Origin of the sequence: Schaalia sp. HMT-172 (assembly GCF_030644365.1) — a bacterium.
In the GTDB taxonomy this organism is placed as follows: Bacteria; Actinomycetota; Actinomycetes; order Actinomycetales; family Actinomycetaceae; genus Pauljensenia.
Genome location: NZ_CP130058.1, coordinates 1,065,773 through 1,086,286, shown reverse-complemented (window position 1 = coordinate 1,086,286; position 20,514 = coordinate 1,065,773). Strand labels below are relative to the sequence as shown.

Annotated in this window: 14 protein-coding genes and 3 tRNA genes; 5 read left to right on the top strand and 12 right to left on the bottom strand. The window is 66.7% G+C overall.

All coding sequences use genetic code 11. From position 1 onward, the window contains the following. Positions 1 to 5 precede the first annotated feature (5 nt). On the bottom strand, positions 6 to 2,936 hold the full coding sequence (locus QU663_RS04515; protein ID WP_021611531.1) for a leucine--tRNA ligase: 2,931 nt from the start codon (positions 2,934 to 2,936) through the stop codon (positions 6 to 8). Positions 2,937 to 3,060: 124 nt separating this feature from the next. On the opposite strand from QU663_RS04515, the gene QU663_RS04510 reads away from it, so the two are divergent. Then, positions 3,061 to 3,507, top strand: coding sequence for an HIT family protein (locus tag QU663_RS04510; RefSeq protein WP_009059124.1), 447 nt, complete (start codon positions 3,061 to 3,063; stop codon positions 3,505 to 3,507). Between the two features lie 90 nt (positions 3,508 to 3,597). On the opposite strand, the gene QU663_RS04505 is transcribed toward QU663_RS04510, so the two are convergent. Further along, complete coding sequence (locus tag QU663_RS04505; protein ID WP_021611530.1) at positions 3,598 to 4,266, bottom strand: metal-dependent transcriptional regulator; 669 nt, start codon at positions 4,264 to 4,266, stop codon at positions 3,598 to 3,600. A 264-nt stretch (positions 4,267 to 4,530) separates the two neighbouring features. On the opposite strand from QU663_RS04505, the gene QU663_RS04500 reads away from it, so the two are divergent. The 3 genes from QU663_RS04500 to QU663_RS04490 all read left to right on the top strand — a co-directional run bounded on the left by QU663_RS04500 (position 4,531) and on the right by QU663_RS04490 (position 7,743). Next, positions 4,531 to 4,603, top strand: a tRNA-Lys gene (locus tag QU663_RS04500). A gap of 32 nt (positions 4,604 to 4,635) precedes the next feature. Then, positions 4,636 to 4,708 (top strand) — tRNA-Lys (locus QU663_RS04495). 1,301 nt (positions 4,709 to 6,009) lie between these two features. Continuing rightward, positions 6,010 to 7,743: a cell wall protein gene (locus tag QU663_RS04490; RefSeq protein ID WP_232210922.1), complete on the top strand. Its 1,734-nt coding sequence runs from the start codon at positions 6,010 to 6,012 to the stop codon at positions 7,741 to 7,743. Positions 7,744 to 8,035: 292 nt separating this feature from the next. Here QU663_RS04490 and QU663_RS04485 read toward each other — a convergent pair whose 3' ends face one another. The 10 genes from QU663_RS04485 to QU663_RS04440 form a co-directional block, all read right to left on the bottom strand. Continuing rightward, positions 8,036 to 8,986, bottom strand: coding sequence for a hypothetical protein (locus QU663_RS04485; RefSeq protein ID WP_021611984.1), 951 nt, complete (start codon positions 8,984 to 8,986; stop codon positions 8,036 to 8,038). 258 nt (positions 8,987 to 9,244) lie between these two features. After that, the gene (locus QU663_RS04480; RefSeq protein ID WP_021611986.1) at positions 9,245 to 10,936 is read right to left on the bottom strand and encodes a hypothetical protein; all 1,692 of its coding nucleotides are present in this window, start codon (positions 10,934 to 10,936) and stop codon (positions 9,245 to 9,247) included. Then, positions 10,921 to 11,715: an ABC transporter ATP-binding protein gene (locus tag QU663_RS04475; protein ID WP_034481462.1), complete on the bottom strand. Its 795-nt coding sequence runs from the start codon at positions 11,713 to 11,715 to the stop codon at positions 10,921 to 10,923. The genes QU663_RS04480 and QU663_RS04475 overlap by 16 nt, the downstream gene beginning before the upstream one ends. A gap of 255 nt (positions 11,716 to 11,970) precedes the next feature. Next, positions 11,971 to 13,152, bottom strand: coding sequence for a hypothetical protein (locus QU663_RS04470; RefSeq protein ID WP_304990691.1), 1,182 nt, complete (start codon positions 13,150 to 13,152; stop codon positions 11,971 to 11,973). A gap of 72 nt (positions 13,153 to 13,224) precedes the next feature. Then, positions 13,225 to 13,698: a peroxiredoxin gene (locus QU663_RS04465; protein WP_021610583.1), complete on the bottom strand. Its 474-nt coding sequence runs from the start codon at positions 13,696 to 13,698 to the stop codon at positions 13,225 to 13,227. 52 nt (positions 13,699 to 13,750) lie between these two features. Further along, a tRNA-Leu gene (locus QU663_RS04460) sits at positions 13,751 to 13,831 on the bottom strand. 68 nt (positions 13,832 to 13,899) lie between these two features. Then, on the bottom strand, positions 13,900 to 14,994 hold the full coding sequence (gene mnmA, locus QU663_RS04455; protein WP_021610582.1) for a tRNA 2-thiouridine(34) synthase MnmA: 1,095 nt from the start codon (positions 14,992 to 14,994) through the stop codon (positions 13,900 to 13,902). Between the two features lie 2 nt (positions 14,995 to 14,996). Further along, entirely contained in the window at positions 14,997 to 16,202 is a 1,206-nt protein-coding gene (locus QU663_RS04450) for a cysteine desulfurase family protein (RefSeq protein WP_021610581.1), read from the bottom strand. After that, complete coding sequence (locus tag QU663_RS04445; protein ID WP_021610580.1) at positions 16,199 to 17,176, bottom strand: electron transfer flavoprotein subunit alpha/FixB family protein; 978 nt, start codon at positions 17,174 to 17,176, stop codon at positions 16,199 to 16,201. The genes QU663_RS04450 and QU663_RS04445 overlap by 4 nt, the downstream gene beginning before the upstream one ends. 1 nt (position 17,177) lies before the next feature. After that, positions 17,178 to 17,981 (bottom strand): electron transfer flavoprotein subunit beta/FixA family protein, encoded by an 804-nt coding sequence (locus tag QU663_RS04440; RefSeq protein ID WP_021610579.1) that lies wholly within the window; start codon positions 17,979 to 17,981, stop codon positions 17,178 to 17,180. 237 nt (positions 17,982 to 18,218) lie between these two features. On the opposite strand from QU663_RS04440, the gene glgX reads away from it, so the two are divergent. Then, a complete protein-coding gene (gene glgX / locus QU663_RS04435) occupies positions 18,219 to 20,507 on the top strand; it encodes a glycogen debranching protein GlgX (RefSeq protein WP_021610578.1) in 2,289 nt (762 codons plus the stop codon). Positions 20,508 to 20,514: the final 7 nt, after the last annotated feature.

Here is a 20,514-nt window from a genome sequence, read left to right as displayed (position 1 = left end):
CGACCTCACTTCTTGACGACGACGTTGACCAGCTTCGGAGCGCGGGCGATCACCTTGAGCGGCTGCCCCCCACCGAGGGCCTTCACGATCGGGGCCTCGGCCAGCGCTGCCGCGATGAGATCCTCCTCGGCAATGGAGGGAGCGACCTCGATGCGGGCCTTCACCTTGCCGTTGACCTGGACGATGGCCGTCACCGTGTCTTCGACCAACAGCGAGGCGTCCTCGACGACCGGGAAGGGCTCGCGGGCGAGCGACGCCTCGTGTCCCAGGCGGCTCCACAGCTCCTCGCACACGTGCGGGGCGACGGGGGCGAGCATGAGGATCAGGGGCTCGATCGCGTCGCGCGGGACGGCGTCCAGGCTGGTCAGGTGGTTGTTGAGGACGATGAGCTTGGAGATCGCGGTGTTGATGCGCAGGTTCTCGTATTCTTCGGTGACCTCGGCGATCGTGCGGGCCACGAGGCGGCGTGTCTTGTCGTCCGAGGGTGCCTCAGACACGGTGACCTCGCCGGTCTCCTCGTCGACGGCGTTGCGCCACAGGCGCTGCAGGAAACGCTGAGAGCCGACGACCGCGCGGGTCTCCCACGGGCGCGACAGGTCGAGAGGCCCCATGCTCATCTCGTACACGCGGAAGACGTCGGCGCCGTAGGCGTCGTACATCTCGTCGGGCGTGACGATGTTCTTCAGGGACTTGCCCATCTTGCCGTACTCGCGGCTCACGGTCTCGCCCTTGTAGGTGAAGCCGCTGGTCTCGTCGCCCTCGACCTCGTCGGCGGGCACGTACTGGCCACGCGAATCCGTGTAAGCGTAGGCCTGGACGTATCCCTGGTTGAAGAGCGTGTGGTAGGGCTCGGAGTCCGGCACGTGGCCCAGGTCGAAGAGGACCTTCTGCCAGAAGCGGGCGTAGAGCAGGTGCAGGACCGCGTGCTCGACGCCGCCGACGTACATGTCGGTGCCGCCGCTGACCTTGCCTTCGCGCGGGCCCATCCAGTAGGCCAGGTTCTCCTCGCCGGCGAAGCGCTCGGAGTTCGTCGGGTCGGTGTAGCGCATCTCGTACCAGCACGAGCCCGCCCACTGGGGCATCGTGTTGGTCTCGCGGCGGTAGTGCTTGGGTCCGTCGCCCAGGTCGAGGGTGACGTTCACCCACTCCTCGGCGCGGCCCAGCGGGGCCTCCGGCGAGGAGTCAGCGTCGTCCGCGTCAAAGGTGCGCGGACTGTAGTCGCTGACCTCGGGCAGCTCGACGGGCAGCATCTGCTCGGGCAGGGCGTGCGCGACACCGTCATCGTCCCACACGATCGGGAAGGGCTCTCCCCAGTAGCGCTGGCGGCTGAAGAGCCAGTCGCGCAGGCGGTAGGTGACGGTGGCGTGGCCCAGGCCCTTGGCGACCAGCCACTCGATCATGGCGGCCTTCGCCTCGTCCTTGGCCAGGCCGTTGAGGTCGATCTCGTCGTTCGCGGAGTCGACGGCCACGCCGTCGCCCGTGTAGGCGCCGACCTCGAGGTCGGGGCCATAGGGGTCGTCCGCGGGGCCGATGGTGCGCACGACGTCGAGGTCGTAGGCGCGGGCGAACGCCCAGTCGCGGTCGTCGTGGGCGGGCACGGCCATGATGGCGCCCGTGCCGTAGCCCCACAGGACGTAGTCGGCGACGAAGATCGGGACCTCGCGGCCGTTGACGGGGTCGATGCCGAACAGGCCGGTGAAGACGCCGGTCTTGGTGCGCTCCTCGTCGGCGCGTTCGGCTTCGGACTTGGCCGAGGCCTGGGCGCGGTAGGCGCTCACGGCCGCCGCGGGGGTGGCGGCGCCGCCCGTCCACGCGTCCTTCGTGCCCTCGGGCCAGGACGCGGGCAGGGTGAGGGCTGCCTCGTCGCCGGCGTCGCCGCCGGCGGTTCCGCCGAGGATCGGGTGCTCAGGGGCGACGACCATGAAGGTCGCGCCAAAAAGCGTGTCGGGGCGCGTCGTGTAGACGTCAAGGGAGTCGAGGCAGGCTCCGGCCTCGCGCGCGCCGGGCACATCGAAGCGGACGGTGGCACCCTCGGAGCGGCCGATCCAGTTGCGCTGCATGGTGCGCACCTTCTCGGGCCAGTTGATGGTGTCGAGGTCGTCGGCGAGGCGCTTGCCGTAAGCGGTGATGCGCATCATCCACTGGCGCAGGTTGCGCTTGAAGACCGGGAAGTTGCCGCGCTCTGAGCGGCCGTCCGCGGTGACCTCTTCGTTGGCCAGCACCGTGCCGAGGCCGGGGCACCAGTTGACGGGGGCCTCGGAGACGTAGGCGAGGCGGTAGGAGTCGATGACCTTGGCCTGTGCGGCGCGGTCCAGCGAGCCGTAGTCGGAGCCGTCCTCGGGTCGGATCTGGCCGGACTCGAGCTTGGCGATCAGCTCACTGATCGGGCGGGCCGCGCCCTGCGAGCCATCGGGGGCCGTCGCCTCGGGATCGAACCAGGAATTGAAAACCTGCAGGAAGATCCACTGCGTCCAGTGCACGTACTCGATGTCGGTGGTCGCAAAAGAGCGGCGCGAGTCGTGGGACAGGCCCATGCGGCGCAGCTGGCGGCGCATGTTCGCGATGTTCTGGTTCGTGGTGATGGCCGGGTGCTGGCCGGTCTGGACGGCGTACTGCTCGGCGGGCAGGCCGAAAGCGTCGTAGCCCATCGTGTACAGGACGTTGTCGCCCTTCATGCGGCGGTAGCGCGCGAGCGTGTCCGTCGCGATGTAGCCGAGCGGGTGCCCCACGTGCAGGCCCTTCCCCGAGGGGTAGGGGAACATGTCGAGAATGAAGTAGGGGTTGCGGGACGCCAGCGGGCCCGCCAGGGCACCGGTCGGATTGTCCGCGTAGAACGTGCCCAGCTCCTCCCACCGGTCCTGCCACTTCGTCTCGATCTGTCCGGCGAGCTGCGCGGTGTAGCGCTGGGCCGGGGCACCTTGCGGATTTTCGCTCATCTGTGCGTTCCTCGCTTAACGATGGGTCGCGTAACAATACTCCCCACCAGGGTAGTTCACCCCCGCCCGCCCCGCCGGACGCGCCCACCTACCGAAGCGAGCGCAAATAGGTGACAATAGTCGCATGAGCACTGTCTTTGAAAACATCATCTCGGGCGTGTGGCCCGGACGCTTCGTGTGGGCCGACGACCTGTGCGTCGCCTTCGCCACGATCGAGCCCACTTCCCCCGGGCACGTCCTCGTCGTCCCGCGCTGCCCCTACGAGGCGTGGACCGACGCCCCTTCGGACGTGGCCGCGCACCTGATGAAGGTGGCGCGGGCGATCGGCCTGGCCCAGAAGGCCGCATTCGGGGTGCCGCGCGCGGGCATGGCGATCGCGGGCTTCGAGGTGCCTCACACGCACCTGCACGTCATCCCTCTGCGCGACGAGACCGACATTCTCCTGTCGAAGGCCGCCCCGGCTTCCGACGAGGAGCTCGACGCCGCCATGACGTCCCTGCGCGAGGCCCTTCTCGTCGCCGGCCACAAGGCCCACGTTCCCCCGTCGATGGGGAGCGCGGCACTGAGCTGAGGGCCTTGCCCTGGCGTCTGGCCGCAGCATCGCCTCACCGCAGCGAGCGGGTCCGAGGGCGGCGCCACGGCCTCATTCACGCGGCTCACGCTAGGAGCGCACGATGATGCCCGAGGCCAGGGCCTCCTCCAGCTGTACCATCTGCCCATCATCGAGGGCGACGGTGAGCGCGCCCGGGGTGCGACCGACGAGGACCACGCCAGCGCCGGGCACGAGGCCGATCTCCTCCCAGGCTCGCAGGGCTTGCGGGTCACGGTCGGGCAGCCGCTCGACCAGGCCACCGTCCCCCACGGCCAGGCTATCCAGGGGCGCGCCCGGGACCTCGTCGCTGGAGCCGTCCGCGCGCGGGATAGGGTCGCCGTGAGGGTCGCGCGTCGGATATCCGAGCACCTTGTCGAGGCGATCAAGCAGGCGCTCGGAGACGGCGTGTTCGAGGATCTCGGCTTCTTCGTGCACCTCGTCCCAGGAGAATCCGAGAGCCTCATGCAGGTAAGTCTCAAGCAGGCGATGGCGGCGCACCATGCCCAGGGCGACGGCGCGCCCCTCCTCCGTCAGGCGCACGCGCCCGTAGCGCTCGTGCGTCACGAGGCCTTGCCGGGCGAGGCGCTGCACGTTCTCCGTCGTCGTCGAGGGGACCACGCCCATGTGTTCGCCAATGTCTTTAGGCTTGACGCCGTCACGGCCGGCCTCCTCGGCGCTCCACACGAGCTTGAGGATGTCCTCGACGACTGTTGAGTATTCGCTCGACGCCTCCGACATGGCTTCCCCTTTCGCTCGAGGTCCCATTGTAGGCAAGGCCGACCTGTGCGCCCGCGCAACAAGCGCTCGAACCGCCGCCTCGCTCATCGGGAGCGCAGCCCGGCCTCCGGGCCCACGCAGTATGCGCCCACAGCGAGCCGACACGCCCGCAGCGGTTGCCCGCCATTCACGCCAGCGAAGATGCGACATAGGACACGAGAGCCACCACTGACTTGCACCCGCCAGGCGGGGCATGTATATTTACTTCTCGGTTGCAAAACCCCCGCGTCATTAGCTCAATTGGCAGAGCAGCTGACTCTTAATCAGCGGGTTGAGGGTTCAAGTCCCCCATGACGCACAGCTTTCCCGGCTTCGGCTGGAGAAAGTTCCGCGTCATTAGCTCAATTGGCAGAGCAGCTGACTCTTAATCAGCGGGTTGAGGGTTCAAGTCCCCCATGACGCACAGATAACCGGCGGTCTTCGGATCGCCGGTTTTTCGTGTGCTCGGCGCCCACCGCCCAGGGGCGCCGACAGGCCGCACGCCCAAAGGCTATGCCACCCCACGCGGCCAGGCGCCCGAGATAGGCGCAACATCAGCCTGCCGTCGACGGGGGTTATGGGGGTTATAGGACACTGCATGTTGCTGGAAGGGTAACTTTTTGGCTTTCTGGTGCGGGAAAGTCGGTATTTTAGGTGGTTGGGACCAACTATGAGGATGGACAAATCGTGTTGGTTTTGTAGCGACTTTTTGCCTTGTTAGTGCGGGAAAGTCGGTATTGAAGTTGAGTTATAGGACAGTGCGTGTTGCTGGAAGGGTGACTTTTTGGCTTATTGATGCGGGAAAGTCGGTGTTTTAGTTGGCGGTGTGCGCCTCGTTCCTGCGAATACTGCATCACGGGCCTGTGTGGCTGCCGCGTGATCGGGTGAGAGGGTGCCACGGCCTGGCGCTTGCGCTCATGGGTGCCGCAACCTGACTCTGTTCGGGTAATGGTGGGGGGTTTTGCAGCATTAGAAGCCTCGCCACGGCGTGTCGCCGGCGTGTCGCACCTCTAATGGTGCAATTCCCCCCGTTTGCTGGCGGTGAGATCGCGGTTCGGGGCGGCGTGGCGCCCAAAGTGCAGACCACCTCGGCGACAAACGCCAACAATGGGGTGTCGTGGGCGAGGTGGTCTGCGATACGGGCACAACGGCGCCTGGCCGCGCGTGTCGCTCGCACGCGAACCCGCTATTGCGAGCGCTGACCCGCACTATCGCACGCAAACCCGCTATTCCGTGTCTGGGCGGGGCTGCCCACGCTCACATTAACGGGCCCACGCGCATGTCATCGGGCTAACGTGCTGGGAAAGCGCTTCCGCGTCAGCGCGCCACGATTCCAGGCAACAAGCACTGGGATGCGGCTGATCGATTGAAGCGCCCCGACATTTCTGATCGGAAAATCCCGGGCAACTGCCCCAGAGCCCCCTCGGCTACCCCACCCCCATCCAAGCATTCAACGAACTGATTGCTACCACCCATCGACACCGCCCGATGTACTTCTTATCGACACTGTGTATACTGGAAAACCATGAATCATACGCACGCCAGCGAATGGGGAACATCATGAGGAAAAGCCGGAGAGTTCTGGCTACGGGTGCCGGTTTGGCTCTAGTCGCTGCAGGTACCGTCACAATCTTTGTGCCTCGCAGCGCACAAGCCGATGCCGCGCCCTTCACCCTCTCACAATACGTCTCGTCGACAAGCACGACTGTGTGCAATACCAACCCGGTGATCACGACCTATCACGGTACCGTCGTGCTGGACATTCCGGTCACTACGCTTCTGGCAGGCCACGAAGCCGAAATCCGCGCTGCGGCTGCACAGGGACTCTCCCCTCATGACTCCGGCAGCAACGACAACGCCGATATCGCACTGACCGTGAGTGTCCCTGAGGCGGTCACGTTGGGGACGTCTCGCGCGAAATCTACCTCGTCACTGATCGCCTACACGTCGTTCTCCCCAAACGATGACAACACACAGGTCACTGCGAACATCCAGCTCAAGGATCTGAGCTGGCAGCAGCTGCTCGATATCTACGATGCAGAGAAAGCCAACCCCGGCCAGCACACGATCAAGGTCCAGGTCCCCTATGCCGTTGGCACAACTGACCCCACAGAAGCGACTCAACTGGCCAGCGAACAGGTTACCGTGACAGGTAAGTTCAACTTCTTCGCATCTCCGACCACTCCCGCTCAGGTCTTTAGCTTCGACACAAAGACCCTGGCAGTCGCACAGTCGCCTAGTGATTGCTTCGCGTCCGCACCGACCAGGACAACGCGCTGGGTTGATGAAGATGACGGCCACGACTTGCAGCCCCCGAAGACCGGACCGAACTTCTTCCAAGCCGCAGGAATTCCCGACTACGAATTCTCCACTTGGGAGTTGTCGGCGGATCGCTTGACCGGAATTTACAAGTACAAGAAGGTTTTCGGCTCCCTTCCGGTCAACGGTGATGACCCGGCAATCGACACCGATTTTAAGATCGGTACCGATGAGAACCCACCAACTCAAAAGAAAGAGATCCGCGCCGAGAATAAGAACTCGCTTCTGACCATCGAGAACGTCGTCCACTTGGACGACCTTCGAGGTGGGCGCATTGCGGATCTCCTCAAGAAATACGACGAGACGCCCCGCGCTTTCGACGATATTGCACTGAACAATGCTCACTTGGGCTTCACAACCCAGATCACTCTTCCTGCGCAGCTGAAGTTTTCTGATCCCTCGGCTATCTCGGTGACCGGGCTTCCCCAGGGCTTCTCAGCGAAGACAGTGGCAGTTAACGGACAGACCGCAACGGTTACCGTGGACTTCGATAACCCCAATGAGATCACCACCATCGCAGCCCTCAAGAACGCGATGGGTGCGCTTCACGGTGATGCGGTGATCACTATTAAGAAGATAGCCTTCACCGAATCCGCGACTGCCGATACGGATTACCAGATCGATCACCTCACACAGGGCGTTATCTCGGTTGATGTTGAGAAACAACTCGGTGTCACAGTCAAGCCCGGGTGGCCGTCACCCGCATGCCCTCCAACGATGGGCGATGACACTGTCGAACCGGCCGAGCCTCGTCCTGTTGTTGGAACAGTATTTGATCCTCCATCGCCCGCATGCCCCCCTACAATCCCCCCTTCTTCCGCCGCATGGACGTTCCCCATGACCGGTCCTTCTGCCGGATGGGATGAAGCTCCGCTCATGAAGCACCCCCTGAAGTACACGACGAGCGAGTCGCATCCCTACGTGACACGACTGTCCTTCAAGCCGGGTCCGACACCTACACCGACGACGGTCACGCCCTCGGCTCCTCCCACGCCTACACCGACGACGGTTTCGCCCTCGGCTCCTCCCACGCCCGCTACGCAGCTTGCCAAGACCGGTGCTTTCACCGGCGAGGTGCTGTTGCTCGCTGCCGTGACAGGCGCTATCGGCGCCGCGACAATGCGGAGGAAGCGCTCGTAATTCGCGTTTCATAGCCAGAGGCGGGGGTGCCGGTCATTCACCGGCACCCCCGCCTTATGTGGGCGGACGGACAAAACGTGTTGGCTTTGTGGTGACTATTCAGCTTGGTAGTAGGCCACAGTCAGTGTTGAAGGCGGGTGTTTCATCGTGGTGGTATGTGGGTGCGTCGTAGACGACGAGGCCGGGGCACCTCGTGGGTAACCCCGGCCTCGGCCTCACTCGATACGCCCGAGCCACGTTCGCATCGCGTCAGGCGAAAACCTATCCAAACTGCCTCAACTGGCCCCTGCTATCAGGCGCGGTACCTGCGCAGGGCGATCACCCCAGCGCCGATGAGGCCTAGGAGGGCCGCCGCACCGGCGAAGCCTCCCGCGACCGTGCCCGTGCGTGCGAGCTTCGGAGCAGGCGTCTGCTTCGCAGGCGTCGCGGGCGTGGAAGGCACGGGCGTCGCAGTCACCGAGGGAGTGGGGACGGGAGCCGAAGGCACGGGCGTCGAAGTCACCGAGGGCGCGGGGGCGGGTGTCGCGGGCGTGGAAGGCACGGGCGTCGCAGTCACCGAGGGCGTGGGGACAGGCGTCGCGGGTGTAGAAGGCGCGGGCGTCGCAGTCACCGAGGGCATGGGGGCGGGCGTCGAAGGCACAGGCGTCGAAGGCGTGGAGCTCGGCTCGGGTGTCGGATTATTCGCCACCTTGCGGATCACGATGTCGGTGTTCGCACCCACGGCGCGCGCGTCGGCGGGGTTATTGGGGTCGACCGTCCCAGCACCGGCATCAAGGCCGAAGACGTTTTGGCCGGGGACAATCTCGTACCCCTCGGGCAACGCCGGGATAGCCGTCGCGGCGGCGCGCGACGGGTCATTCTGATCGTTGGCATAGGACTGTGCCGCGTGCACGGTGCCGTCGGCATCAACGAGACGAACCTTACCGAGGGATGAGTAGAAGACCTCGCATGCAAAGTGCAAGTCGGGCTGATCCGGATCGAAGTTCACTGCGGGAGCGCTCACTTCCAGCGTGTACTGGCCGGCGACGACGGGACTGGGAAGCATGGGGAGCCCACCGGCGCCTTCGCGTGGAGTGTACTCCTGGCGGGGTTCGATGATGGTGCCGTTGTCATCGGCAAGGTAGCAGGTTGCCGGTCCCGCGACGTCTGCCGCGTAGGCTGGGACCTGCAGGACACTGGGGATCGCGGCGAGGCCGAAGATGGCCACGGCAGCGCCGACGCGCATGATCGATGGGGCATGCATGGACGTTGTCCTTTCATGGTCAGGTAACACCCACCACCTTACCGGGTATCCACATTCCTGTCTTCTATTCGAGGCTCGAATCGCGCCGATCTATTACGCCTCCGCACGGCGCATCACTGGTCAGAGTCGCCCACCTCTCCCCCACCGGCAGCACCCACACACGCCGCCAGGCGCTTCGCCCCACGCGTAGAGCACTGAGAACGAGGCCAGGGCACCCACGCGGGCAACCCCGGCCTCGTACATCCAGGTGAGGTGAAATCAGTGCCCCGGCCAGCTGCGAATCGTCGTCAGCGCGGCAACCGAGTACCGGTCCCACACGCGCCCGCCGACACGCACTGCCCCCTCCAGGATGATCACCGACCAGGGCAGGGCAACCACGTAAGCAACCCAGAACGGAACCAGGCCGAAGGAGGCCAGCGCGATCAGCACGTAAGACGGGATCTGCAAGACTGCGGTGCCCGCGAATCCCGCGAGCTGCATCAGCATCGTCAACAGGAACGAGCCGGTCCCCTTCGTCGCCAACGGCGAGACACCCGGCGGCTGTACCGGGTACACCCAGCGCGCATTCACGACGAGGGTCGTTGCGGCCGCGCCCGAGAAGAGGACGACGCCCATCACTTGGTGGAAGACGAAGTCGGACGCACCAGCCCTCGTGATGGCGTCATGGATGAGGTATCCGAGCGCCTGCGGCACGAGGACGACGAGGGAACCAACGAGGCGTCCGCGGCGTTCCTCCCGGCCGCTCATCCCCGAGGAGATGACGATCCAGGCACCCGTCGAGTCGTATTGCATGAGCGCTCCCACGCTCAGGCCCATGGTCACGGGCACGAGGTAGAGGAAGATCCCCGTGAAGAGCACCTGCTGCCCATCGACCGCCACGCGCCCCAAGAGCACCCCGATGATCGGGAAGAGAATAGCGAACACCATGTTCATGTTGAGGCGCGGATCCACGATCCAGTAGCGCAGCGTGCGCGCCGCCAAAGACGCCGAGCGCACGCCGATACCGAGGCGTGTGAAGGTATCGACGCTGCGCAGGCCGGCCGAACGCGACGCCGCGGTCCGTTGGCCTCGCGCTTCCTGCTCGGCGGACTCGTCGATGAGATAACGTCCCTCGTTGATGGCCAGCTGCGCGTCGGCACTGATCTCACCCGCGTAGCCGCTCATGACGGGACGCAGGACGGCCAGCCAGACACGCCAGCCGACAACAGCCGTGGCCAGCGTGACGAGGGCGCGGATGCCAGCGGCACCCCACGCCCCCTCGAGCAGGGAGACAACAACGCCGAAGGGAGCGCCGACGGGCGACCACAGCGCGACGTTCAGCCCGGCTTGGAACAGCTCCAGCGAGAAGTTATCCGACAGGAGCTTCATCCAGTAACCCAGCGGGGTCAGCACCACGAAAAAGGCGATGAAGCCGACCATCGTGACGGCGTCCTTCTTGCCCGAGCTATCGATACGCACCGCGAACCAGGTGCCGACCGCACGCGCCCACAGCACCGCAAGAGGAAGGGTGACGATGCCCGCGACCAGCCAGCCGAGGGCCGCCACCCATTGGGCCCGCCACAACGCAAACCACACGGGAACGAGAAGCGCCATGGCAGACATGACGCCGCCGGGCCCCACAGCGGTCGCGGCGACCAGTGCCACCCCCAGCCGCTTGCTCGGCCCCACGTAGGGCGACAGACGCACGGGATCGAGTGAGTTGTCCATCGAGGCAAACGCAATGGGCAGGATCAGCCACAGGACGACGACAACGGGACCCACGATGGGAAGGAACGGCGTTGCCAGGTCGGCCTCGTCGGATCGGGCGAGGAACGCTGCCCCCACGAGCACGGACGCATAGATCCCACTGAAGTACAGGGTGCCGAGGGCGGCCAGCACCAGCACGGCAGTCTGGCGGCGAACCGTGTTCCAGATGATACGGAGCTTGAGGCGAATCAGTTGCCCAACCACGACAGGCCTTCCTCGGAGTGAACGCCGCCGACCAGGGAGGTGAAGCGCTCCCCCAGGTCACCACCCTGGGCGACCTCGTCGGTGGTGCCGGCGACGAGCACACGCCCCTTGTCGATGATGGCCACATGCGTGCACAGCTGCTGGACGGTCGCCATCACGTGCGAGGACAGGATGACGGTGCCACCCCGGCGCGTGTAGTCCGTGAGGATCTGGCGGATGTTGGTCGCGGAAACGGGGTCGACAGCCTCGAAGGGTTCATCCAGGACGAGGAGACGCGGAGAATGAATGAGGGCTGCAGCCAGCGCGATCTTCTTGGTCATACCCGCCGAATAGTCGCCGATCAGCTTCTTGCCGGCCTCGGCCAGATCAAGGGCGTCCAGCAGTTCCTGAGCACGCTCGCGGGCCGTTGAAGCGTCCAGCCCGTGCAGCATGGCGACGTGGACGAGGAAGTCGGGGCCGGAGAGTCGGTCGAGCAGGCGCATGCCGTCGGGCATGACGCCGAGCAGGCCGCGCGCCCGCTGGGTGTCGCCCCACACGTCGACACCGTGCACGTAGGCGGTGCCGCGATCGGGGGTGAGCAGGCCGGTGGCCATTGTCAGCGTCGTGGTTTTTCCGGCGCCGTTGGGGCCGACGATCCCGTAGAAAGACCCGGTGGGAATGTCGAGCGAGAGGTCCGCGACGGCGATGAGGTTGCCATAAATCTTGACGAGGCCTCGGATGGCCAGTGCGGTATCGTCCCCGACGGGTTCGGCGAGGGCCGCAGGCTGCGAATCGGACACGAGAGACTCCTTCACGCGTTGAAATACGCGCCGATTCTACGGCGGCATTGTGACGCTTGCGGACTCAGTCTCAGGACGCGACCGGGCGACCAGCGGCGCAAGAGTTCCTATTGAGTACTGATGACAACGTTAAGCCCCTGGTCGGGGTGGTACGTCCAGGTCGCGCGGTACAGGCCCCACTGTTCCTCCTGGGTACCGTCAATGGCGCGTGTCAGGAGCATACGTTGGCGCATGGAGGCGGGGGCGTCGAGCTCGTCAAGAACGCACGAAGAGCGGAGCCGATAAGCCTCGCCCGCTCTCGTTCTCCGCCTGCAGCGTGAGCGAGGATTTGTCCGCCGCCAGCCGCACGTAACTGCCGCTCGCGTGGCACGTGTCGAGGGCTGAGGAAAAGTTCTGCGCCCCCGCGAAGCGTAGGTAGTACAGGGCGACGGCAGCGCCAAGAACCAGGACGATGGCAACGAGGAAGCCGAGGAGGAACATGACCAGGCCTCGGTGCGAGCGCTTCTTGCGACGAGGAAGGTCGCGGCGCAGGGGCAGGCGATCGACACTCTCATTGTCACTGCCGGAGGCGAGAGCATCGCCCCGACCTCGTCCCTGGGGCTCGGAGGCGCGCGTGTACGCCTGGTCGGCAGAGACGAGCCTGTGCGCGTGAGCGGCTCGTCGACTGAGCGCGACGTCTGCGCGGGAAGGGACCCCCGGGCCCCCCTCACGGACAGAGAAGTCGCTCTCTTCATCCTGGGGACGGTCGAAGCCGGAGACGACCGGCTCGTCGAAGTGGGCGTATTCCCGCGCGGGGGCGGCCTGCGGGCGCGGGGCAAAGCTGCGCTGGTCGGCCGTGAGATCGGCGTCGGGGGCGAATCGGCTGGCCGGAGCAGCTGGCGCTGCGTCCGCGTCGGCAGGCCTCGGCGCGGCGGCAGACTCGACGCTACGCGCAGCAGCGGGTTCAACACTCTCCGCGACGGCGGGTTCGACACTGCGCACGGCGGCGGACTCGGCGGCAGGACGGGCAGCAGCGGGCGCGGGATGGCGAGGCTCGGGCGCGCTGGTCGTGCGCGGCGACGCATCCTGGGCGGGCGCGGGATGGCGAGGCTCGGGCGCGCTGATCGTGCGCGGCGCCGCGTCCTGGGCGGGCGCGGGAGCTGACGCAGCCTGACCGCGGGGCGGGACGACGGCGATGACGGTGCGCTCGACCGCTGGGGCGATGGCGCCCGCCCGCGGGCCTTCCACCACGGTTGCAGGTTTGGGGGTGGGAGCGTACGTGCGTGTGCGACGGATGACGGGCGTCGGGGCGGTATCGACCGAGGTAGGGGCCGCCGGACCCGAGTAGCGTCCCGGCAGGGCGGGTTGTTCGCTCAGTCGCGTGGCGACGCCGCCGGGATAGTCGCGAGTGTCCGCGCCTGCATCGACTCGATACGCGTCCGGCGTTGTTGCCTTCATAGCCCCTCCATCAACAAAACACTTGCACTTGTCGAACAAGCATACTTGTCGATTACTCAGGAAGCAACAGGGTTAGTCAATCCCGAGAGCCTTGCGCAGGCGCGCGACGTGACCGGTCGCCTTGACGTTGTACTGGGCCAGAGCCACCGTGCCGTCGGGGCTGACGACCACGGTCGAGCGGATGATACCGACATAGGTGCGCCCGTAGTTCTTCTTCTCACCCCACGCGCCCCAGGCCTCGAGAATCTCATGATCCGGGTCGGAGGCGAGCGGGAAGGTCAGGGACTGCTTCTCCGTAAAGCGCTCGAGGGCGGCCATCGAATCAGCAGACACCCCGATGACGGAGTAGCCCGCTCCCTGCAGCGACGCGAGCGAATCTCTAAAATCGCAGGCCTCCTTCGTGCAACCCGGCGTCGAAGCTTTCGGGTAGAAGTACACGACGACGCCGCGCGAGGAAGCGGCGAGCAGATCCGACAGGGACAGGGTCCCCTGGGTGGTTTGGGCAGTAAAGTCGGGGGCCTTGTGGCCAATCTCCAAAGCGCTCATGACCACAGTGTATCGACCGCCACTGTCCCCGGGCGACCCGGTTCGAACATTGTGCGCGAGATGGGACTCGAACCCACACGTCAAAGACACTGGAACCTAAATCCAGCGCGTCTGCCAATTCCGCCACTCGCGCGCGCACCCAAGTCTAGCGGATGGGCGCGGCCACGTCCGAACGCGCGCGGGCACGAGGCCGACGCAGGCTCACGTCAGCGCGGTCGCGTTGATGGTCCCCTCGCCGAGCACTCGACTCCCCCGGTAAACGACCATCGACTGGCCCCGGGCCACCCCGCGCGCGCTCCCCTCGAGCACGACGCTGATGGTGCCAGCGTCCAGGTCCCGCGACAGCGATGCGACGGGAATGGGGGTGCCGTGCGCGCGCAGCTGCACGAAGAGGTTGGTCGCCTCCGACCCGTCGTCGTCGCGGGCCAACCACACGGCGTCCGTCGCCGTGATGCGAGAGATGGACAGCAGCTCGGAAGCGCCGACCACGACCTGGTTAGTCTCGGGCCTGGTCTCGAGGACGTAACGGGGGCGGCCATCGGGGGCTGGCGAGCCGATGCCCAAGCCCTTGCGCTGGCCCACCGTGTAGTTCCAGTAGCCCTCGTGGCGGCCGAGCACCTCGCCGTCGGGGGTGACGATGTCGCCCTCGGAGGCACCCAGGTGGGCGCGCAGGAAGCCCTGCGTGTCCCCGTCGGGGATGAAGCAGATGTCGTAGGAGTCCGGCTTGTTGGACACGCCCAGGCCCAGGCGCTCCGCCTCGGCGCGCACCCACGCCTTGTTGGGCGCGTCGCCGAGCGGCAGGACGACTCGGGTCAGTTCCTCGGGTCCCATGACGGCCAGCACGTAGGACTGGTCTTTGAGGTTGTCGGCGCCGCGGTGCAACTCGGGGCCGGTCGCCCCTTCCACGATGGCCGCGTAGTGGCCGGTGCACACCGCGTCGAAGCCGAGGGCGCGGGCGCGGGCGGCGAGCTCACGGAACTTGACGAACTCGTTGCAGCGCACGCACGGGTTGGGGGTGCGCCCGGCCCGGTACTGCTCGACGAAGTCGGTGATGACAGTTTGCTCGAATTCGCTGGCCAGGTCCCACACGTAAAAGGGGATGCCGATGATCTCGGCGGCGCGGGCAGCATCTCCGGCATCCTCGATGGAGCAGCAGCCGCGCGAGCCGATGCGGCACTCCTGCGGCTGGGAGGACAGGGCCATGTGGACCCCGACCACCTCGTGTCCGGCCTCGACGGCTTTCGCGGCGGCGACGGCGGAGTCCACGCCGCCGGACAGTGCTGCCAGGACTCGCATGCTCAGCGCTCCTCGTTTCGTTCGTTGCGCACGTGGGCGACGCCGTCCAGGGCTGCGCCCGCACGCATCGCGGTGGGCAGGGCGGACAGGAAGGCGTCGATATCGTCGCGGGTCGTCTCGCGTCCGAGGGAGACACGCAGGACTCCGAGCGCCTGCTCTTCGGTGCGCCCCATCGCCATGACGATATCGGAGGGGCGGGTGACACCCGCGTGGCACGCGGACCCGGCGGACACCGCGATGCCGGCCATGTCGAATGCCATGAGGACGGCCTCAGGGCGGGCGGTGGGCAGGGACAGGTGGATAATAGCCGGGCACGAGGCCGACTCCCCCGCCGTGGGCACCACACCGTCGGGCAGGTGGGCCAACAGGTGAGCACGCAGGTCGGCCGCGTGGGCGGCGAAAGCGGCGCGCTCGGAGACGACCTCGGTGAGCGCGGCGGCGAGGGCGCACGCGCCCGCGACGTCGGGCGTGCCCGATCGGATCGATCGCTCGTGGCCGCCGCCGGGTCGGTCGGTCGTCATGGGGATGCCGCGCCGGGCGAGGAGAACGCCGGTGCCGGCTGGAGCACCGATCTTGTGTCCGCCAACGCTCATGAGGTCGAGGCCGAGGCCGGCGAAGGACACATCCAGCGTGGGGATGGCTTGGGCGGCATCGGAATGGGCGAGGCCTCCGCTGGCGTGTACGAGCTCAACGAAGTCTGCGACCGGCTGGATGGTGCCAATCTCGGAGGGCACAAGGGCCATGGAGCCGACTGCGAGGCGACCGTCCCACGACGGCGGTGCGTCGTGGCCACCAACCACGGGCAGGATGGACACACCGCCCGCATCGACGGGCAGGACCTCCCAGGAGAAGCCCTCGCGTGAGGCAACCTCGCGCTGATGGGCGACCGCGTCGTGCTCGACGCCCGAGACGACGATGAGGGCGCGGAACTCCTCGCGGCCGCGCATGCCTCGGGCCGCAGCCATCACCCCCAGCGCGTCGGATTCGGTGGCCCCGGAGGTGAAGATGACCTCGTGAATGTCGGCCCCCAAGGCCTCAGCGACCTGTTCGCGCGCGTCGTCGAGCATGCGACGGGCCCGCCGCCCTCCGAAGTGGAGGGCGGCGGGGTTGCCGGGGGTGGCGGCCAGGTCACGCTGGGCGCGAGTCCACGCGTCAAGCGCGCACTCGCGCAGCGGCGTCGTGGCCGCGTGGTCGAGGTAGACACTCACGCCTGGGAGCGCGCCTCCTCGATGATCGCCAGGGCGGCAGGGACGACCTCGTTCACGTCACCGACCACGCCAAAGTCCGCGATCTCGAAGATCGGGGCATCCGGGTCGTCGCACACGGCAACGATGTGGGCGGCGGACTGCATGCCCACCGTGTGGTGAATGGCGCCGGACACGCCCAGACCGATGTAGAGGTTGGGGGTGACGGTCAGGCCGGTCTGGCCGATCTGTTCGCTACGGGGCGCCCAGCCCTCGTCGCAGGCTACGCGGGTCGCACCCACGGCTCCGCCGAGGACGTCCGCGAGGGACTGAACCAGCCCAAAATCGCCGTCCACGCCGCGGCCACCGCACACGACGGTCGAGGCGTCGGTCAGGGACACGCCCTCCTCTTCGTCGGCCACGCTGGAAACCACCTCGACCGCGCTGGCCTCGGGGCTCAGCTCGACGGCCAGGGCCTGCGGGGTCAGGGCGGCGGGAGAGGCCACCGGGGCCTCGTCGATGATTCCGGAAGCGATGCCGACGATCGGAGTCTGGCCCTCGAGCACGATGCGCATCGACCAGGAGCCACCCAGGGCGGTCTTGCCGACCTGGAGCACGCCGCCGTCGAAGCCGACGGAGGACGCGCCGGAGACCACACCGGCCTCGGTGAGGGCGCCGACGCGGCCGGCGATTTCGCGACCGCGGTAGTCCGAGCACAGGAGCACCAGGCCGAAGCTGTCGGTCGCCAGCGCGGAGACAAGCACGTCGGAGGCAACCACCGAGGAACGCGCCGCGTCACCCAGGTCGGCGTGCAGCAGCTGGGTCGCGCCCAGCTCGGACAGCGCAGCCACGTCGGGGGTGGCGGCCAGGGACAGGGCGACGACGTCGGCGGAGGTCAGGGACGCGGCCAGCGTGACCGCCTGACGGGCCAGGGGCGTCAGGTGCTCGCCTGCCTGGTCGGCCAGAACGAGGATCGGGGAACTCATCTGCTGTGTCATGTCACTTCACCACCGAAAGGATGTAGTCGGCCAGCGCACGCCCGCCCTCGCCGGCGTCCTGAATGATCGTGCCGGAACCGTCGCGCACGTTCTCCTCGCCGTGGGTAACGGCGGTCAGCGCACGGCGCATGACGAGAGCCTCACCACCGGGAACCTCGACGAGGTCGTCGATGCCCCACTGGTCCAGCGGCTTCTTGCGAGCGGCCTTCATGGCGGCGAAGGCCGGGTAACGCGGCTCGTTGATCTGGTCGGTCACGGAGACGACGGCGGGCAGCGCGGCACGCACGGTCTCAGTGTAGCCGTCGACGGCGCGCTCAATGGTCACGGTGCCGTTCTCGACGCTCAGGGACCGAGCCAGGCCCAGCAGCGGCATGTGGGCCTTGGCGGCCAGGGCAGAGGGCAGCATGGAGGTCATCGCGTCCAGCGAGGCCATGCCGGTGATCACGAGATCAACGGGGCCGCACTCCTCGGCGATCTTCGCGATCGCGACGGAGAGCACGGAGGCGGTCGTGATGACGTCGGAGCCCTCAAGGAACTCGTCGGAGACGATGTAGGCGCGGTCCGCGCCCATCTGCAGGGCACGCATGAGCGCGTCCTCGGCGTCCTCGGGGCCCATCGTGAGGGCGACAACCTCGGCCTCGCGACCCGCATCCTCTTCGGATTCCTTGAGCTGGACGGCTGCCTCGATGGCGTTTTCGTCCAGCTCGTTGAGCACATCGTCCTCACCGCGCACCAGGCGGCCGCCCTCAAAACGGCGTTCGGACTGCATGTCCGGGACATGCTTCACACACACGACAATTCTCATGGCTTCTAGCGTGCCACATTCCTCGCGGCTCGCCCATATGAGTGTCACCTCACCGTCGCACACCACAGGTGCAACCCACACTCGAGCACGAATCAACTGCCGCCCACGTGCGTCTCCTCATAGGTCTTTCATCCCACCAATCCGACCAGCCTGTTCATGGTCCCGTATGATGGGAGTTAGCTTTATCCGCGAGGCAATGACTCTATCCGTCATTCAGCAAGAAGAGGCACCCCTAATATGTCCGAGCGATCCGGCTCGTCCCACACTCCCGCAAGGCGCGTCACCGAACCCAACCCGCTGCCCACCCGTCTGGGTGTCCACCCTGCGGGCGACGGCCTCGACGTGGCGGTGATTGCCCGCGGCGCCTCCGGCGTGGACATGTGCATCTTCGACGAGGCCGGGGCTGAGACGCGCTATGCCCTCATGGGCCCCAAGACGGGCGTGTGGCACGGCCACATCCCGGGCTACGGCGCGGGCACGCGATACGGTTTCCGCGCACACGGCACGTGGGATCCCGACGGCGGCAAGTTCTTTAACTCCCACAAGCTCCTGCTCGACCCCTACGGTCGAGGCCTCGACGGCGTCGTCGACATGAAGCCCGGCGTCTACGCGCACTGCGTGGACGAGGATCTGTACCCGTCGGAATACCCGATGCATCGCTCCCCCATCGATTCCGCTCCCTACATGCCGCGCTCGGTCGTGGTCGAGCCCTCGTTCCCGATCATCCCCAAGCCCCAGACGCCGTGGGAAACGACCGTGATTTACGAGATCCACGTCAAGGGCTTCACCAAGAACATGCCCGGCGTTCCCGAGCCTCTGCGCGGCACCTACGCGGGCCTGGCGCACCCGGCCTCGGTCTCCTACCTCAAGGACCTGGGGGTAAGCGCCGTGGAGCTGCTGCCCATCCACGCCAAGTGCGACGAACCTTTCCTCACCGAGCGCGGCCTGACGAACTACTGGGGCTACTCGACGCTGTCCTTCTTCGCCCCCGAACCCTCCTACGCGACCGCCGAGTCGCGCGCAGGCGGCGCCCAGGCCGTCGTCGACGAGTTCCGCGGCATGGTCTCCCTCCTGCACAAGGCCGGCATCGAGGTCATCCTCGACGTCGTCTACAACCACACGTGCGAGGGCGGCGACGCCGGCCCCTCCCTGTCGTGGCGAGGCCTGGACTCCGACATGTACTACCGCCACACCTCCTCGCGCCCCGTCCAAACCATCGACATGACCGGCACCGGTAACACGATGAACATGGACCACCCCAAGACCATCCAGATGGTGATGGACTCGCTGCGCTACTGGGCGCGCGACATGGGCGTGGACGGATTCCGCTTCGACCTGGCGGCCACGCTCGGGCGTTTCTCCACCGGCTTCAGCCCGATGCACCCGCTCCTCATCGCGATGGCCACCGACGACATCCTGGCCAACACCAAGCTCATCGCCGAGCCCTGGGACGTGGGCCCGGGCGGCTGGCAGACCGGCAACTTCCCGGTGCCTTTCTCCGAATGGAACGATCACTACCGCGGTGCCCTGCGTAACTTCTGGCTCGCGGACGTGCGCGCCCAGGCCTCGGGCCACGTCGTCTCCGGCCCCAACGACCTGGCGACCCGCCTGTCCGGCTCCCAGGACGTGTTCGAGCACGGCCTTGGACGCCTGAGGGGCCCGCGCGCCTCCATCAACTTCGTGACCGCGCACGACGGCTTCACCCTGGCGGACCTGACCGCCTACGACCGCAAGCACAACAAGGACAATCTCGAGAACAACCGCGACGGCTCGGACGACAACCGTTCGTGGAACCACGGCCTCGAGGGCACGCTGGCCTCGGGCGCCACCCACCCGGACGCAGCCACCCCCTACGCGATCCTCGCTAACATGCCGATCGCGCGCCTGCGGGCACGCTCGCAGCGCAACATCCTGGCCACCATGTTCGTCTCCTCGGGCACGCCGATGCTCACGGGCGGTGACGAGTTCGGGCGCACCCAGAACGGCAACAACAACGCCTACTGCCAAGACGGCCCGATCTCATGGGTCGACTGGGACCTCGCCGAGGCTCAGCAGGCGCAGATCGACGCCGTCTCCTGGCTGATCGCCCTGCGCAAGGCGCACCCCGTGCTGCGCCCCGACAGCTTCGCAACCGGTCAGCCCTACGGCGGCGATACGCTCCCCGACCTGTCGTGGTACACCGCCCAGGGCACGCCGATGCCGGACTACGGGTGGACGGACTCGCGTCACCGCACCTTCCAGATGCTGCGTTCCGGCGTCAAGTGGGGCGACCACGACGCCCTCATCATCATCAACGCGAACCTCGACGACGCGCAGGTCACCCTGCCGGAAGGCCACGATCTGGACTGGCTCATCGCCTACTCCACCGTGTGGGAGACCCCCGGAGACGGAGGGGTCGGCTCCTCGCTTGATCCCTCCGATATCTCCCTTGAGGTCGAGCACGTCACCCCGCGTTCCACACTCACGATCGAGGCGCTGTCCGTGACGATTCTCCTCTCCGACATCGCCTTCCAGCCCGAAAACTAACGCACCT

Coding starts and splice junctions, on each gene's coding strand:
- QU663_RS04445 (WP_021610580.1), bottom strand. CDS start 17,176: ATGACACAGCAGATGAGTTCCCCGATCCTCGTTCTGGCCGACCAGGCA.
- QU663_RS04485 (WP_021611984.1), bottom strand. CDS start 8,986: ATGCATGCCCCATCGATCATGCGCGTCGGCGCTGCCGTGGCCATCTTC.
- QU663_RS04465 (WP_021610583.1), bottom strand. CDS start 13,698: ATGAGCGCTTTGGAGATTGGCCACAAGGCCCCCGACTTTACTGCCCAA.
- mnmA (WP_021610582.1), bottom strand. CDS start 14,994: ATGCGAGTCCTGGCAGCACTGTCCGGCGGCGTGGACTCCGCCGTCGCC.
- QU663_RS04515 (WP_021611531.1), bottom strand. CDS start 2,936: ATGAGCGAAAATCCGCAAGGTGCCCCGGCCCAGCGCTACACCGCGCAG.
- QU663_RS04510 (WP_009059124.1), top strand. CDS start 3,061: ATGAGCACTGTCTTTGAAAACATCATCTCGGGCGTGTGGCCCGGACGC.
- glgX (WP_021610578.1), top strand. CDS start 18,219: ATGTCCGAGCGATCCGGCTCGTCCCACACTCCCGCAAGGCGCGTCACC.
- QU663_RS04470 (WP_304990691.1), bottom strand. CDS start 13,152: ATGAAGGCAACAACGCCGGACGCGTATCGAGTCGATGCAGGCGCGGAC.
- QU663_RS04505 (WP_021611530.1), bottom strand. CDS start 4,266: ATGTCGGAGGCGTCGAGCGAATACTCAACAGTCGTCGAGGACATCCTC.
- QU663_RS04440 (WP_021610579.1), bottom strand. CDS start 17,981: ATGAGAATTGTCGTGTGTGTGAAGCATGTCCCGGACATGCAGTCCGAA.